General features: G+C 70.4%; 13 protein-coding genes and 1 pseudogene. 5 read left to right on the top strand and 9 right to left on the bottom strand.

Annotated features, from left to right (window positions below; all coding sequences use genetic code 11):
* The first annotated feature begins 710 nt into the window (after positions 1-710).
* Complete coding sequence (gene trpS, locus ACWGH4_RS16055) at positions 711-1,709, top strand: tryptophan--tRNA ligase (protein ID WP_453460770.1); 999 nt, start codon at positions 711-713, stop codon at positions 1,707-1,709.
* Between the two features lie 34 nt (positions 1,710-1,743).
* On the opposite strand, the gene proC is transcribed toward trpS, so the two are convergent.
* From proC to ACWGH4_RS16080, 5 genes are all read right to left on the bottom strand, one after another.
* Entirely contained in the window at positions 1,744-2,553 is an 810-nt protein-coding gene (gene proC / locus ACWGH4_RS16060) for a pyrroline-5-carboxylate reductase (RefSeq protein ID WP_453460772.1), read from the bottom strand.
* 112 nt (positions 2,554-2,665) lie between these two features.
* Positions 2,666-3,451, bottom strand: coding sequence for an ABC transporter permease (locus ACWGH4_RS16065; protein ID WP_453460774.1), 786 nt, complete (start codon positions 3,449-3,451; stop codon positions 2,666-2,668).
* The gene (locus ACWGH4_RS16070; protein ID WP_453460777.1) at positions 3,448-4,215 is read right to left on the bottom strand and encodes an ABC transporter ATP-binding protein; all 768 of its coding nucleotides are present in this window, start codon (positions 4,213-4,215) and stop codon (positions 3,448-3,450) included. Before ACWGH4_RS16070 ends, ACWGH4_RS16065 begins: the two co-directional genes overlap by 4 nt.
* Before the next feature lie 93 nt (positions 4,216-4,308).
* Positions 4,309-4,824: a hypothetical protein gene (locus ACWGH4_RS16075; protein WP_453460780.1), complete on the bottom strand. Its 516-nt coding sequence runs from the start codon at positions 4,822-4,824 to the stop codon at positions 4,309-4,311.
* A gap of 32 nt (positions 4,825-4,856) precedes the next feature.
* Positions 4,857-5,195: a peptidase gene (locus tag ACWGH4_RS16080; RefSeq protein ID WP_453460782.1), complete on the bottom strand. Its 339-nt coding sequence runs from the start codon at positions 5,193-5,195 to the stop codon at positions 4,857-4,859.
* 129 nt (positions 5,196-5,324) lie between these two features.
* Between ACWGH4_RS16080 and ACWGH4_RS16085 the strand changes: the two genes are divergently transcribed.
* Positions 5,325-7,502, top strand: a complete 2,178-nt coding sequence (locus ACWGH4_RS16085) for a serine/threonine-protein kinase (protein ID WP_453460802.1) — start codon at positions 5,325-5,327, stop codon at positions 7,500-7,502.
* 33 nt (positions 7,503-7,535) lie between these two features.
* Here ACWGH4_RS16085 and ilvD read toward each other — a convergent pair whose 3' ends face one another.
* The 4 genes from ilvD to ACWGH4_RS16105 all read right to left on the bottom strand — a co-directional run bounded on the left by ilvD (position 7,536) and on the right by ACWGH4_RS16105 (position 11,879).
* A complete protein-coding gene (gene ilvD / locus ACWGH4_RS16090; RefSeq protein ID WP_453460784.1) occupies positions 7,536-9,386 on the bottom strand; it encodes a dihydroxy-acid dehydratase in 1,851 nt (616 codons plus the stop codon).
* 93 nt (positions 9,387-9,479) lie between these two features.
* Positions 9,480-10,109, bottom strand: a complete 630-nt coding sequence (locus ACWGH4_RS16095) for a TetR/AcrR family transcriptional regulator (protein ID WP_453460787.1) — start codon at positions 10,107-10,109, stop codon at positions 9,480-9,482.
* Positions 10,106-10,924: a sugar phosphate isomerase/epimerase family protein gene (locus tag ACWGH4_RS16100; RefSeq protein WP_453460790.1), complete on the bottom strand. Its 819-nt coding sequence runs from the start codon at positions 10,922-10,924 to the stop codon at positions 10,106-10,108. The genes ACWGH4_RS16095 and ACWGH4_RS16100 overlap by 4 nt, the downstream gene beginning before the upstream one ends.
* 22 nt (positions 10,925-10,946) lie before the next feature.
* Positions 10,947-11,879: a Ppx/GppA phosphatase family protein gene (locus ACWGH4_RS16105; RefSeq protein WP_453460793.1), complete on the bottom strand. Its 933-nt coding sequence runs from the start codon at positions 11,877-11,879 to the stop codon at positions 10,947-10,949.
* 40 nt (positions 11,880-11,919) lie between these two features.
* On the opposite strand from ACWGH4_RS16105, the gene ACWGH4_RS16110 reads away from it, so the two are divergent.
* From ACWGH4_RS16110 to ACWGH4_RS16120, 3 genes and pseudogenes are all read left to right on the top strand, one after another.
* Positions 11,920-12,726: a hypothetical protein gene (locus ACWGH4_RS16110; protein ID WP_453460796.1), complete on the top strand. Its 807-nt coding sequence runs from the start codon at positions 11,920-11,922 to the stop codon at positions 12,724-12,726.
* 58 nt (positions 12,727-12,784) lie between these two features.
* Positions 12,785-13,381 (top strand): annotated as a pseudogene (locus tag ACWGH4_RS16115) (glycine/betaine ABC transporter ATP-binding protein); the annotation flags it as partial.
* Positions 13,374-15,998, top strand: a complete 2,625-nt coding sequence (locus ACWGH4_RS16120) for an ABC transporter permease/substrate binding protein (RefSeq protein ID WP_453460799.1) — start codon at positions 13,374-13,376, stop codon at positions 15,996-15,998. The pseudogene ACWGH4_RS16115 and the gene ACWGH4_RS16120, both read left to right, overlap by 8 nt.
* Positions 15,999-16,037 lie beyond the last annotated feature (39 nt).

Below are 16,037 nucleotides of genomic sequence, written 5' to 3' on the forward strand. Positions count from 1 at the left end.
GAACCTCGACCATCCGAAGATGGACGGGGTATCAACATATCTGGCGTTGATTTTTGGCACACTGTTGAGTTCTCAAGGAACGGACGCTTCCTTTGTACTCACCCTCTTCGGGCTTTCCTCCGGGCGCTTCCCTTCGGTCTTGCGTTTCCGACTCTATCAGATCTTTCCGATCCGATTTCCTCGGTGTGCTTTCCGGCCTTTCGGCCTTCCGGCGGTTCCGACTCTATCAGACTCTTTCGGGCCTGATTCCCGGTCAGCGGGAGTTGTCTTCGCGGCTGTTGGGCCGTTCCGACGAGTGAGACTTTAGCGGAATCCCCCGCCCCGAAGCGAATCGGGGCCGGCGTCCTTTCGAACGTGGATTCTTCATTTCGCAAAGGCGCACGAAAGACGGACGACACAGAATGCCGTTCATCGAAGTGGGTCTTACGGAATGGCTGTCCGGGGCCGACCGGGGTCGGTGCTCACGTCGGACAACTCGGAGAACACTACGGATGCCGGTACGTGATGTCAACCCGCCCCCTGACGGCCCCTGGCGGCGTACTGTTGGGCCCATGACATCGCGCATGTGCCTCCACCAGTGGTGGGCCGCCTGACGGCGGCCGGCACCCTCGCATGCACCCACGGCCGCCGCCTCGGCGGCCGTTCGCGTATCTCCCTCCGGGAGCCCGGCCGCTGAGCGCGGCGGCTTCGATCAGGAGACGGAGAACGGGATGAAGCGGATCTTCAGCGGGATCAAGCCGACAGGGCATCTGACCCTGGGGAACTACCTGGGCGCGCTGCGCAGGTGGGTCGATGTGGACCAGCACCAGGCGGACGCGCTGTTCAGCGTGGTCGACCTGCACGCGCTCACGGTCGAGCACGACCCGGCGCGGGTGCGCAGACTCAGTCGCCAGGCAGCGACTCTGATGCTGGCCGCCGGGCTCGACCCTGATCTGTGCACCGTCTTCGTACAGAGCCATGTGGACGAGCACGCGCGGCTGTCGTACCTCCTCGAGTGCACGGCCACCGACGGCGAGCTGCGGCGCATGATCCAGTACAAGGAGAAGAGCGTCCGGGCACGCGCGGCCGGGCAGAGCGTGCGGCTGTCGCTGCTCACCTATCCGGTGCTGATGGCGGCGGACATCCTGGCCTACCAGGCGGACGAGGTGCCGGTGGGTGACGACCAGACGCAGCATGTGGAGCTGACCCGTGACCTGGCGGTGCGGTTCAACCAGCGCTACGGGCACACCTTCAACGTCCCCCGGGCCACGGCCCCGCCGGTCGCGGCCCGGGTCATGGACCTTCAGGACCCCACGTCGAAGATGGGGAAGTCGCACGAGTCCGGTGCGGGCATCGTCTATCTGCTGGACGAGGCCGACGTGGTGCGCAAGAAGATCATGCGGGCGGTCACGGACAGCGGGGACGACGTCGAGTACGACCCCGGCACCCGGCCCGGAGTCGCGAATCTGCTCGAGATCCTCTCGGCCTGCTCCGGCGAGAGCCCCAAGGAGCTCGCCGGTGCGTATCGGTCGTACGGGGCCTTGAAGAAGGACACGGCCGAGGCGGTACTCGAGGTGCTGCGGCCGATCAGGGAGCGGCACGCCGAGCTCGCGGCCGATCCGGGACACGTCGACGAGGTGCTGAGGAAGGGAGCGGAACGGGCCAGGGGCATGGCCCGTCCGACGGTGGACGCCGCCTACCGGGCGATCGGACTGCTGCCGGCAGCCTGACGGACGCGGAACACGGAGAACCGCGGCGGGCCGGTCAGCCGTTGCCGGAGGCCAGTTCGCGGCTGCGGTCGCGGGCGGCCTCGAGAGCGGCGATCAGGGCCGCCCGTACGCCGTGGTTCTCCAGTTCGCGGATGGCGCTGATGGTGGTGCCCGCCGGCGAGGTGACCGCTTCCCGCAGTTTCACCGGGTGCTCGCCGCTGTCCCTGAGCATCACGGCCGCGCCGATGGCGGCCTGGACGATCAGGTCGTGGGCCTGGGCGCGCGGAAGGCCGAGCAGGATTCCCGCGTCCGTCATGGCCTCGACGAGGAAGTAGAAGTACGCCGGACCCGATCCGGAGAGGGCCGTCGCCGCGTCCTGCTGCGACTCGGGGACGCGCAGCGTCTTGCCCACACCGCCGAAGATCTCCTCGGCATGGGCGACGTGGTCGCGCGTGGCATGGCTGCCGGCGGAGATCACGGACATGCCCTCGTCCACGAGCACCGGTGTGTTGGGCATGACCCGGACCACGGGTGTGCCCGCGGCGAGGCGCTCCTCGATGAAGGACGTGGTGATACCGGCCGCCGCGCTGATGACGAGTCGGTCCGCGGTGATGTGCGGGCCGAGTTCGTCGAGGAGCTTGCCCATGTCCTGAGGCTTGACGGCGAGGATCAGGGTGTCGGCACGCTTGGCGGCTTCCGCGTTGGTGACGGGCTCGACGCCGTAGCGGGTGCGCAGTTCGTCGGCGCGATCGGCGCGGCGGGTGGTGACCAGCAGGTCCGCGGGACGCCAGCCCGCACGGATCATGCCGCTGAGCAGCGCTTCACCGATCTTGCCCGTACCGAGGACTGCGACTGTCTGGGTCATGGCTGAAGTTCACCTCGCCGGTGGGGATACGTGCGCACATCCTGTCACCGGAGGCGGGCTCGTGCCGTGGTCGTCCGAGTGTCGGTACGGGCGTTCCCCGTGGTGGCGGTGGTCAGGCGGTGCGGCGGCGCAGGGTGGCGGCGCCGAGGGCGAGGACGACCAGCGCGCAGACCGCGACGACCAGGACGTCCCGCACGAAGTCGCCGGTGACGTCGGGATGGCGCAGGACCTCGCTCATGGCGTCGACGGCGTAGGACATGGGGAGCACGTCGGAGATCGCTTCGAGGACGGGCTGCATCGTGTCGCGGGGTGCGAACAGGCCGCACAGCAGCAGCTGGGGAAAGATCACGGCCGGCATGAACTGGACCGCCTGGAACTCGGAGGCGGCGAAGGCGGAGACGAACAGTCCGAGCGCCGTGCCCAGCAACGCGTCGAGCAGCGCGACGAGGAGCAGCAGCCAGGGCGAGCCGACGATGTCGAGGCCGAGGACCCAGAGGGCGAGTCCGGTGGCGAGCAGCGACTGGATCACTGCGACGAGACCGAAGGCGAGTGCGTAGCCGGCGATGAGGTCGGCCTTGCCGAGCGGCATGGCGAGGAGTCGTTCGAGGGTGCCGGAGGTGCGTTCGCGCAGGGTGGCGATGGAGGTCACCAGGAACATGGTGATCAGCGGGAAGATGCCGAGCAGCGAGGCGCCGATGGAGTCGAACGTGCCGGGGCTGCCGTCGAAGACGAATCGGAGCAGGAAGAGCATCAGGCACGGCACGAGCAGCATCAGGGCGATGGAGCGGGGGTCGTGGCGGAGCTGACGCAGGACCCGTGCGGCGGTCGCGAGGGTGCGGGACACGGAGGGCGCGAGGGCCGGCCGCGGAAGGGTGGCGGGAGTCGGGCGGGAGCTCATCGGCGGCTCTCCTGAAGGGCGTCGGCCTCGTCCACGAGGTGGAGGAAGGCCTGTTCGACGGTTTCCGAGCGGGTGCGGACGCGCAGGTCGTCCGGGGCGTCCTCGGCGAGGATCTCCCCTTCGCGCATGAGGAGGAGGCGGTGACAGCGTTGGGCCTCGTCCATGACGTGGGAGGAGACGAGGATCGTCACTCCACGTTCGCCGGCGAGGCGGTGGAAGAGGTCCCACAGGTCGCGGCGGAGGACGGGGTCGAGGCCGACGGTGGGCTCGTCGAGGACGAGTACCTCAGGGGTGCCCAGCAGGGCGACCGCGAGCGAGACCCGGCTGCGCTGGCCGCCGGAGAGCCGTCCGGCGAGCGAGTCGGCGTGCGAGGCGAGGTCGACGTCCTCGACGGCTCGCGTGGCGTACTCGCGGCGGGCGTCGCGGTTGCGGCGGCCCGGGAGGAGGACGGAGGCGAAGTAGTCGAGGTTCTGCCGGACGGTGAGGTCGTCGTAGACGGACGGGGCCTGGGTGACGTAGCCGATGCGGGAGCGGAGCTCGGCGGCGCCGGCGGGGCGGCCGAGGATCTCGAGGGTGCCGCCGACCTTGGCCTGGGTGCCGACGACCGCGCGCATCAGCGTCGACTTCCCGCAGCCGGAAGGCCCGAGGAGCCCGGTGATGCGGCCTGACAGGACCGAGAAGTCGACGCCGCGCAGGACGGTGCGGTCTCCTCGCAGCACGGTGAGGCCGCGGGCGACGACGGCGACGCCGGAGGAATTCATCATGCGATGAATAATGCTCCCGCCGGTACGGGCCGTCAAGCACGAAGCCCGGCCGCACCCCTGTAGGGGCATGACCGGGCGTTCGTGCGTGTCGCGTCAGCGGCGCTTGGTGCGGCCCTTCGTCCCGCGGGCGGCCGGGTTGCCCGAGCGGGTGCCGCGGCGCTTCTCGTACTGCCTGAGCGCCGACTCGTACTCGGCGCGGCGCAGCTTCTCGCCCGGCGCCTCACTGAGGCAGCGCAGGGCGTACGCGATGAGCGAGCCGATGAAGCCGATCGTCTTGAGGCTGCGCAGCGAGTCCTCCGACGGCGAGCCGTCGGGACGGCGGGAGAAGCTCTCCCAGGTCTTACGGAACGCGATGGCGCTGCACACCGCGAACATCACGACGACGAGGACGTTCACGAAGCTGCCGACCTCGGCGATGGCCAGCCCTTGATAGGCGAAGCGCAGGAGCAGGGCGGCCGCGAAGGCGGTGATCAGCGAGCCGGCGGCGACAGCGGCCCGGCGCAGCCCGTACCCCCCGTCGTGGCCGACCCATGTCGTGCCGAAGAAACGGATGGGCTCGGGCTCCGGGCCGCCGCCGCTCGCCGTGGTGTTCTCGCTCTGCTCGCTCACGGGGTCGATTATCCCCGTACGCGGGCGGAGGGTCAGGCGCAGCGCCGGGCGACGTAACCGTCGCTGCCGGTCTGCACGTACGCGTCCGCCACGAACTCGCCGTTGGCGATGTTGTCCCAGATGTTGCTCGTGCCGTAGGTGCCGGTGACGGTCTCGCCGGCCTTCTGGCAGTTGATCGGGATCGTGGCGCCGTACGGCAGGATCCTGACCAGCCGGTAGTCGGTCCCCGGCCCGCTGCGCACATTGAGACGCACGCCGGGGGCGACCGGGTAGCGCTTGACCGTCATGGTGCCGACCGATTCGGCCTCGGTCGCGTCCGCCTCGGCGGCCGCGTTCCCCGCCGCTGTGTTCTGAGCCTCTTCAAGAGCCATCGGACTTCCCCCCGTTGACATGGACGATTGGTTGCGCCGCGCGCAGGCTAGCAAGCCATGGCTGGATCGCACGCATCATCGACTAGGCTCCGTGCGTCGCGCGTGCGCACCATCAGACGGGGGTGGGAGATGCCACCGCTGCGCAGCACCGGGCCGTTCCCGGAAGCGGAGCATCCGGAATATGCAGGGCAGTACCGCCTCGAAGCGGTACTGGGCAACGGCGGGATGGGCGTCGTCCATCTGGCCACCTCCGCCTCGGGTCTACGGCTCGCGGTCAAGGTCATTCATGCCGAGCACGCCCTGGACCCGGAGTTCAGAGCGCGTTTCCGCCAAGAGGTCGCCGCCGCCCGACGGGTCAGCGGCGCTTTCACCGCGCCGGTCGTCGACGCCGACCCGGACGCCGGCCGGCCCTGGATGGCCACCCTCTTCATCGAGGGCCCGACCCTCGCGGACCGGGTGAAGCGGAACGGCCCGCTGAATCCGGCCGAACTCGTGCGGGCGGGCGCCGGGCTCGCGGAGGCACTCCGCGACATCCACCGGGCGGGCGTGGTGCACCGCGATCTCAAACCCAGCAACGTGCTGCTGGCCGCGGACGGCCCGAAAGTCATCGACTTCGGCATCTCGCGTCCCACCGACAGCGATCTGCGCACAGAGACCGGAAAACTGATCGGCACACCGCCGTTCATGGCGCCCGAGCAGTTCCAGCGCCCCCGCGAGGTCGGGCCGGCGGCGGATGTGTTCGCGCTGGGCGCGGTGCTGGTCCACGCGGCGACCGGGCGCGGGCCGTTCGACTCCGACAGCCCGTACATCGTGGCGTACCAGGTCGTGCACAACGAGCCGGACCTGACGGGTGTGCCGGAGCAGCTCGTACCGCTGGTGGCGCGGTGTCTGGCGAAGGACCCGCAGGCGCGGCCGACGCCGTACGAGCTGATGGTGGCGCTGCGGGCGTCCTCGCCGTCCTCCGCGTACGACACCCAGGCCTACATACCGGCGCAGCGCGATCCCGCTCCCGGTGAGACCCGCGCGGCCGTGCCGGAACCGTCCGCGGGCTCCGAGCCGGCCGTCGACGCACCCGCCGCCGCTTCCCCCGCGCGCCGGACCCGAAGGCGCTGGGCCGTCGCCGTCGCCGCGGTCGCCGTACTGGCCGCCGCCGGCACCGCCGCCGTCGTCGTCCCGGACGACGGCTCCCCCGCCGGCGGGCGCACCACGCCCTCCGCCGAACAGCGCTTCCGCCCGTGGAACGTTCCCCTGCGGGACGGCGCCGTCTCCGGTGTCCCCGTGTGCACGGCCGGCGAAGCCGACGCCCTCTACTGCGCGGCCCCCGGCGTCGGGACCACCCGGCTGGACCCGGCGGACGGCTCGACGGTCTGGAAGACGAAGGAACGGGCCGCCGGTGACGCCGCCGCGCAGAGCGACGAGGGCCTGGCGCCCCACACCGCCGGCGGACTGCTGCACGTGGTGACGCGCGACGGTGACCGCTACCAGGCGCTCGACCCGGGGACGGGCGAGGTGCGCCGGGAGCTGGACGCGTCCGGACATCCGACCGTACGAGTCGTCGGCGACACCGTCCTGCTGGTGTCGGACGCCGGGACGGTCCGGGCGATCGACGCGACCACCGGCGAGGAGCGCTGGCAGAAGCGGCACGGCGGGCCCGGTACCCAGTGGCTGTCCGACCCGGGCGGCGACGGCCCGGCGCTCGCCGCCACGCCGTCGGCCGACGGGACCTCGACCCTTGTCAGCGCCGTCGGTCCGATGAGCGGCGAGCTGCTGTGGACCGAACGCGTGCCGGGTTCGCTGACGCCGGTACAGCTCGCCGGCGGCGTCCTGTATCTCCTCTCGGCCGGCACCGACGGCTTCACCGGCGCGGTCGTCACGATCGACACCGCGACCGACGGCCGGGCCGTGCGCGCCATCCCCCTGACCGTCCCGGTCGACCAGGCGCAGGCGACGGTCGCGGGGAGGACCGTCTACATCTCCGGTTCCGGTGGCTCGCTCTTCGCGTTGGACACGGCCCGGCCGGGTACCGACGGTCCCGAGCTGTGGCGCCTGGAAACCGGGGTCGCCCACCTTTCGCGCCCGGTCACCGACGGACGGGCGGTCTACCTGTCCGCCGCCGACGGGCGGCTGCTCGCCGTCGACGCGCGGCTCGGCAGGATCACCGGCCAGACGGGCCTGCGGATGTCCGACGACGGTTCGACCTTCTCCGCGCTGCTGCCCGCACCGGTCACCGTGGACGGGAAGGTGTACGCCAGCGCCCCGGACGGCTCTGTCTTCGCCGTGGACGCGAAGGACCCGGCGCGCTGGTGAGCGCACCGGGTCCGCGAGCAGTCGGGCGGCGGGTCAGCCCAGCTTGGACACGTCCCTGACGGCGCCCCTGTCGGCGCTCGTCGCCATCGCGGCGTAGGCGCGCAGGGCGGCGGACACCTTGCGTTCCCGCGACTTGGGGGCGTAGACGCCGTTCAGGGCCTCGCGCCGGGCCGCCAGCGTGGCGTCGTCGAGGAGGAGTTCGATGGTGCGGCCCGGGATGTCGATGCGGATACGGTCACCGTCCTCGACGAGCGCGATCGTGCCGCCGGAGGCCGCCTCCGGGGAGGCGTGGCCGATCGACAGGCCCGAGGTGCCGCCGGAGAAGCGGCCGTCGGTGATCAGGGCGCAAGTCTTGCCGAGGCCGCGGCCCTTGAGGAAGGACGTCGGGTAGAGCATCTCCTGCATGCCGGGGCCGCCCTTGGGGCCCTCGTACCGGATGACCACCACATCGCCGTGGGTGATCTCCTTCTTGAGGATCTTGTCGACGGCCTCTTCCTGCGACTCGCAGACCACGGCCGGGCCCTCGAAGGTCCAGATCGACTCGTCCACGCCGGCGGTCTTCACGACACAGCCGTCGACGGCGAGGTTGCCGCGCAGCACGGCGAGTCCGCCGTCCTTGGAGTAGGCGTGCTCGGCGGAGCGGATGCAGCCGTTCTCCGCATCGTCGTCCAGCGCCTCCCAGCGCTCGGACTGGGAGAAGGCCGTGGCGGAGCGGACGCAGCCGGGCGCCGCGTGCCACAGCTCGACGGCCTCGGCGGACGGCGAACCGCCGCGCACGTCCCAGCTCTTGAGCCAGTCCGCGAGCGAGGGGCTGTGCACGGAGTGCACGTCCTCGTTCAGCATGCCGGCGCGGTGCAGTTCGCCCAGCAGGGCGGGGATGCCGCCGGCGCGGTGGACGTCCTCCATGTAGTACGTGCGGTTCTTGGCGACGTTCGGCGCGACCTTGGCCAGGCAGGGCACCCGGCGCGAGACGGCGTCGATCTCGTCGAGGCCGAACTCGACGCCCGCCTCCTGGGCGGCGGCCAGCAGGTGCAGGATCGTGTTCGTCGAGCCGCCCATGGCGATGTCGAGCGCCATGGCGTTCTCGAAGGCCGCGAAGGTGGCGACGTTGCGCGGCAGGACGGACTCGTCGCCCTGCTCGTAGTACCGCTTGGTGATGTCGACGACCGTGGCGGCTGCGTTCTCGTACAGCGCCTTGCGGGCGGTGTGGGTGGCGAGGACGGAGCCGTTGCCCGGCAGGGACAGGCCGATGGCCTCGGTCAGGCAGTTCATCGAGTTGGCGGTGAACATGCCGGAACAGGAGCCGCAGGTCGGACAGGCGTTCTCCTCGATACGGAGGATGTCCTCGTCCGAGATCTTCTCGTTGACCGCGTCCGACATGGCGTCGACCAGGTCGAGCGTGCGCACCGTGCCGTCGACGAGCGTCGCCCGGCCGGACTCCATCGGGCCGCCGGAGACGAAGACGGTCGGGATGTTCAGCCGCAGGGCGGCGTTGAGCATGCCCGGGGTGATCTTGTCGCAGTTGGAGATGCAGATCAGGGCGTCCGCGCAGTGCGCCTCGACCATGTACTCGACCGAGTCGGCGATCAGGTCGCGGGAGGGCAGCGAGTAGAGCATGCCGCCGTGGCCCATGGCGATGCCGTCGTCGACGGCGATCGTGTTGAACTCGCGGGGCACGGCGCCCGCTGCCTTGATCGCCTCGGACACGATCCGGCCCACCGGGGCCAGGTGCGTGTGCCCGGGGACGAACTCGGTGAAGGAGTTGGCGACGGCGACGATCGGCTTGCCGATGTCCTCGCTCGCTACGCCCGACGCCCGCATAAGGGCGCGGGCGCCCGCCATGTTGCGGCCGTGGGTGACAGTGCGGGACCTCAGCTCGGGCATCGTCGCTCGCTCCTCGTGACGGGTGTACCTGCCTCGAGCGTACGCCGCCGCTCCAAGATCTGGACAGGTTGTCCGGAATGCGGGACGCCCGGCTCAGTCCTCGGTCGGCCGTTCGACGTCCTCGGTCAGGTAGCGCTGCAGCGACGGCGCCACCATCCGCACGATCTCCTCCGGATCCACCGAGGCCAGCGGCTCCACCTGGACCACGTACCGCAGGATCACGATGCCCACCATGTGGGAGGCGGCGAGCTCGGCCCGGAAGCGCGGATCCGGTACGTCCAGCTCCCCCGCCACCCGCTCCAGCAGGCGCCGCAGCACGAAGCCCCGCAGCACCTTGGCCGCCGCCTCGTGGGTCAGCGCGGAACGGACGATCGCGAGCAGGGGCGCGCGGGTCGCCGGGTTCTCCCAGATGCCGATGAAGTAGCGCGCCAGGCGTTCACCGATCCCCGCCTCACCCTGGCCGAGGATCTGCGGAAGCACCATCGCCGGTTCGAAGGAGACCTCGATCGCGGCCGCGAAGACGTCGTCCTTGGTACCGAAGTAGTGGTGGACGAGCGCCGCGTCGACCCCGGCCGCCCGGGCGATCCCCCGCATCGTCGTCTTGTCGTAACCGCGCTCGGCGAACTCGGCACGTGCCGCCTCGAGGATGCGTTCCCGCGCGCCGGGCCCCTCGTCGGCCGCCTTACGGGCGGGACGGCCGCGCCGCCTGCGTTCCTCCGTCACGGGATGCGGGATGCCGACGCCAGGTGCAGCCGGGTGAAGGCCAGCGCCTCCGCCAGATCGGCCTCGCGTTCGGCGGCGGACATGGCGCGCCGGGTGTTGACCTCGATGACGACATGGCCGTCGAAACCCGAGCGCGCGAGCCGCTCCAGCAGTTCCGCGCAGGGCTGGTCGCCGCGTCCTGGCACCAGGTGCTCGTCCTTCGCGGACCCCTTGCCGTCCGCCAGGTGCACGTGGCCGAGCCGGTCGCCCATGCGGTCGACCATCGCCATGGTGTCGGTGCGGGACGTCGCGGCGTGCGAGAGGTCGATCGTGAAGTGGCGGTAGTCGTCCTTGGTGACGTCCCAGTCGGGGGCGTAGGCGAGCATCTCGCGGTCCCGGTAGCGCCACGGGTACATGTTCTCCACCGCGAACCGCACGTCCGTCTCGTCCGCCATCCGCCAGATCCCGCGGACGAAGTCGCGTGCGTACTGGCGCTGCCAGCGGAACGGCGGATGCACCACGACCGTCGACGCCCCGAGCTTCTCCGCCGCTGCCTTCGCCCGCTGGAGTTTCACCCACGGGTCCGTGGACCAGACCCGCTGGGTGATCAGCAGACACGGCGCGTGGACCGCGTGGACCGGCATCCGGTGGTAGTCGGAGAGCCGGCGGAGCGCCTCGATGTCCTGGCTCACGGGATCGGTCCACACCATGACCTCGACCCCGTCGTAGCCGAGGCGCGCGGCGACCTCGAAGGCTGTCGCCGTCGACTCCGGATAGACGGAAGCCGTCGACAGGACAACCTTCGCATCCGGGATACGCACGACTGGTTCTGCCACGGGGACAGGGTACGGGGCCGGACTAGTCGGCAGGGAGGTGATCCAGGCGGCGGAGGATCACACCCTCGCGCAGCGCCCACGGGCAGATCTCGAGTTCGTCCGCGCCGAAGAGGTCCATCGCACCCTCCGCCACCAGGGCTCCCGCGAGAATCTGGCGGGCCCGCCCCTCCGACACGCCGGGCAGTCCGGCGCGCTGCTCGACCGTCATGGCCGCCAGCTTGGGGACCCACTCCTCCAGTGATTTACGACTCAGTTCCCGCTGCACGTACAGCCCCTCGGCCGAACGTGCAGCGCCGGTTATCCGGGCGAGCTGCTTGAAGGTCTTGGAGGTCGCGACGATGTGGTCCGGCTTGCCGAAGCGGGTGAATTCGCCGACGACCCGGGCGATCTGGGCCCGCACATGGCGGCGCAGGGCCTTGACGTCGTGCGTGTCCGGCGGGTCGCCGGGCAGCATGCCCGCGGTGAGCCGGCCCGCGCCGAGCGGCAGGGACACGGCCGCGTCGGGCTCCTCGTCCATGCCGTACGCGATCTCGAGGGAACCGCCGCCGATGTCGAGGACGAGCAGCTTCCCGGCCGACCAGCCGAACCAGCGGCGGGCGGCGAGGAAGGTGAGCCGCGCCTCCTCCTCGCCGCTCAGCACCGTCAGGGCGACACCCGTCTCTTCCTTCACCCGGGCCAGCACGGCGTCCGCGTTGGTGGCCTCGCGCACCGCGGAGGTGGCGAAGGCCAGCACCTCTTCGCAGCCCTTGTCCTCCGCGGCCTGAAGGGCGTCGGTGATCGTTTCGATGAGACGGTCGACGCCGTCGTCACCGATCGCCCCGTCCTCGTCGAGCAGCTCGGCGAGGCGCAGTTCCGCCTTGTGCGAGTGGGCGGGCAGCGGCCGTGCGCCGGGGTGCGCATCCACTGCCAGCAGATGCACCGTGTTCGAACCGACGTCGAGGACTCCGAGTCTCATGGGCGGAACGCTACTGCGGCCGCCCGCATACGCTGGACCCGTGCCAAAGACGAAAAAGGCGAAGCCGGGCAAAGCCAGCCCTCCGGAGAAGACCAAGACCGACGAGAAGGGCCTGGACTTCGCCCGCGCCTGGGTGGAGTTTCCCGACCCCGCCGACGACGAACAGGTCTTCCGCTGCGACCTGACCTGGCTGACCTCGCGCTGGAGCTGCATCTTCGGCAGCGGCTGCCAGGGCATCCAGGCGGGGCGCGCGGACGACGGCTGCTGCACGCTGGGGGCGCACTTCTCGGACGAGGACGACGAGAAGCGCGTCGCGGAGCACGTGGCCCGTCTCACGCCGGACCTCTGGCAGTTCCACGACGTCGGCACGAGCACGGGCTGGGTGCAGAAGGACGACGACGGTGAGCGCCAGACGCGGCGCTGGGAGGGCTCGTGCATCTTCCAGAACCGCCCGGGTTTCGCGGGCGGCGCCGGGTGCTCGCTGCACATCCTGGCGCTGCGCGAGGGCCGCGAGCCGCTGGAGACCAAGCCGGACGTGTGCTGGCAGCTGCCGGTGCGGCGCACCTACGAATGGATCGACCGGCCCGACGACTCCCGCGTCCTCCAGGTGTCCATCGGTGAGTACGACCGCCGCGGCTGGGGCCCCGGCGGTCACGACCTGCACTGGTGGTGCACGTCGGCGACGTCCGCGCACGGCGCCGGCGAGCCGGTGTACGTGACCTACCGCCCGGAGCTGACGGAGCTGATGGGCAAGGCGGCGTACGACGTCCTGGCCGGCCTGTGCGAGGCCCGCCTGGCGTCCTCGCTCCCCCTGGTCGCCCCGCACCCGGCCGATCCGGCCGTCTGAGACCCGCCGCAGGGCCGGGCGCACGCGCCGGTCCCAGAGGCGGCCGCCCGGCCGTGGCGAGTCGTTCAGCGCCCTCGACCCGCTGATCCGCCGCGACATGCAGGACCAGCTCCTCGAGCTCCAGAAGCGTCTGAAGAAGACCATCGTCTTCATCACCCACGACCTCAACGAGGCCATGCGGCTCGGCGACTCGATCGCGGTGATGCGCGACGGCAGGATCGTCCAGCTCGGCACCGCCGAGGACATCCTCGTCACCCCCGCCAACGACTACGTCGCCTCGTTCACCCAGGACGTCGACCGCTCCCGTGTGCTCACCGCGGGCGCGATCATGGCCGACCCGGAGACGGCGTACGGCACGAAGACGGACAGCGGCAAGGTCATGCGCAACGCCAAGGACGTGCTGGCCGCCGCGCCCGCCACGGTCACCGCCGGCACACCGATCATCGAGCTGTTCACGCCCTGCTCGACCAGTGGTACGGCCGTCGCCGTCACCGACGACGAGGGCGAGCTCATCGGCGTCGTGCCGAGGGCCCGTCTCCTCGCCGTCCTCGGCGAGCCGATGACGCCCACCGCGCCGCCGGCCGTGCCGGCACAGCCCGCGCCCGACCTCGCGAAGTCCACCGCCCCGGCGGGCGAGGCGGTGGCCAGTGCCTAGGATCCACCTCGGCGACTGGGTCGACAGCGGTGTCGAGTGGCTCCAGCGCCATCTGTCCTGGCTGTTCGACGCGATCAGCTCGCTCGTCACCGGGATGTACGACGGCATCGACGCGGCGCTCTCGGCGCCCGCGCCGCTGCTCTTCGCCGGCATCCTCGCGGTCGTCGCCTGGTGGCTGCGCGGCCTCCTCGCCGGTGTCCTCGCCTTCGGGGGCTTCGCGCTGATCGACTCCATCGAACTGTGGGAAGACGCCATGTCGACCCTGTCGCTGGTGCTCGTCGCCACCCTCGTGACGCTGGTGATCGCCGTCCCGCTCGGCATCTGGGCCTCGCGGTCGAAGACGGTCAGCACGATCGTCCGGCCGGTGCTCGACTTCATGCAGACCATGCCCGCGATGGTCTACCTGATCCCCGGCATCATCTTCTTCGGCGTCGGCGTGGTCCCCGGCATCATCGCCACGATCATCTTCGCCCTGCCGCCCGGCGTGCGGATGACCGAGCTCGGCATCCGCCAGGTCGACGAGGAACTCGTCGAGGCCGCCGAGGCCTTCGGCACCACCCCGCGCAACACCCTGCTCCGGGTGCAGCTCCCGCTCGCCCTGCCGACGATCATGGCCGGTATCAACCAGGTCATCATGCTGGGCCTTTCCATGGTCGTCATCGCGGGCATGGTCGGCGGCGGCGGCCTCGGTGGCGCCGTCTACCGGGCCATCGGCAACGTCGACATCGGCCTGGGCTTCGAGGCCGGCGTGTCCATCGTCATCCTGGCCATGTACCTCGACCGGATGACCGGTGCGCTGGGCAGCCAGGTCTCGCCGCTGGGTCGCCGCGCGCTCGCCAAGGCACGCGCCATGGCCGGCGGGCTGAAGATCTGGGACCACCGCCCGCAGCCCGCCGTCGCGGTCGTCGGCATCGTCGTCCTCGCCCTGGTCGCCGGCGGTATGGGCATGTTCGGCGGGGCCAAGACGGACACCGCCGCCGGCGCGTCGGAGATCGGCGACGGCAAGAAGGTCTCCATCGGCTACATCCCGTGGGACGAGGGCATCGCCTCCACCTTCCTCTGGAAGGAGCTGCTGGAGCAGCGCGGCTTCGAGGTGGACACCAAACAGCTGGAGGCCGGTTCGCTCTACACCGGTCTCGCCGGCGGCCAGATCGACTTCCAGACCGATGCCTGGCTGCCGGTCACGCACGCCTCCTACATGGACAAGTACGGCGACAAGCTCGAGGACATGGGCTCCTGGTACGGCCCCACCTCCCTGGAGCTGTCCGTGCCCTCGTACATGAAGGGCGTCGACTCGCTCGAGGACCTCAAGGGCCGGTCGTCGGAGTTCAAGGGCCGCATCGTCGGCATCGAACCGAGCGCCGGGATGATGGGCATCCTCAAGGACAAGGTCCTGAAGGACTACGGCCTCGAGGGCGAGTACAAGGTCGTCGACGGCTCCACCCCCGGCATGCTGGCCGAGCTGAAGCGCGCCTACGACAAGAAGGAGCCCATCGTCACCACCCTGTGGTCGCCGCACTGGGCGTACAGCACCTACGACCTGAAGAAGCTGAAGGACCCGAAGGGCTCCTGGGGCAAGGGCGACGGCGTGCACACCCTCGCGCGCAAGGGCTTCTCCGCCGAGTACCCCGAGGTCGGCAAGTGGCTCAAGAACTTCAAGATGACCGAGGAGCAGCTCACCGGTCTCGAGGCGAAGATCCAGGAGACGGGCAAGGGCAAGGAGCAGGAAGCCGTCCGCGCCTGGCTCGGGGACAATCCGGGTCTGGCCGACACGTGGGCCCCCGCCGGCAAGACCGGCAAGGCCGCGAAGGGCGGCAAGGACGAGCGTGACCGCGCCCTGAACGTCGCCTGGTTCCCGTGGGAGGAGGACATCGCCGCCACGTACCTGTGGAAGGCGGTCCTCGAGGAGCGCGGCTACACGATGAACCTCAAGCAGTTCGAGGTCGGCCCGATGTACACGGCTCTGTCCCGCGGCCAGATCGACGTGCAGTTCGACGGCTGGCTGCCGACCACGCAGAAGAAGTACTGGGACAAGTACGGCGACAAACTCACCGACCTCGGCTCCTGGTACGGGCCGACCTCGCTGGAACTCGCCGTCCCCTCGTACGTCGACGGCGTCGACTCCCTCGACGACCTCAAGGGGCGCGGCGGCGACTTCGAGGGCCGGATCGTCGGCATCGAGCCGGGCACCGAGACCATGAACATCCTCAAGAACAAGGTCCTGCCGGACTACGGCCTGGCGGACGAGTTCGAGGTCGTCGACAGCTCCACACCGGGCATGCTCGCCGAGCTGAAGCGGGCGTACGCCAAGAAGGAGCCGATCGCGGTCATGCTGTGGACCCCGCACTGGGCCTACAGCGAGTACGACCTCACCAAGCTCGCGGACCCGAAGAAGTCCTTCGGCGAGGGCGACGAGATCCACACCGTCGCCTCCAAGGACTTCCCGAAGCAGTACCCGCAGCTCACGAAGTGGTTCAAGGACTTCAAGCTCAGCGAGAAGCAGCTTGCCGGCCTGGAGAACGAGATCCAGAAGCAGGGCACGGGGCACGAGGAGGAAGCCGTGAAGGCCTGGATGGAGAAGAATCCGGGCATCGCGGACGAGATCGCACCGCAGTAGCCGTCCGGCCGCCTCCGCCCGGACGCTCCACCGAAGGGG

This window comes from Streptomyces sp. NPDC054847 (assembly GCF_053610925.1).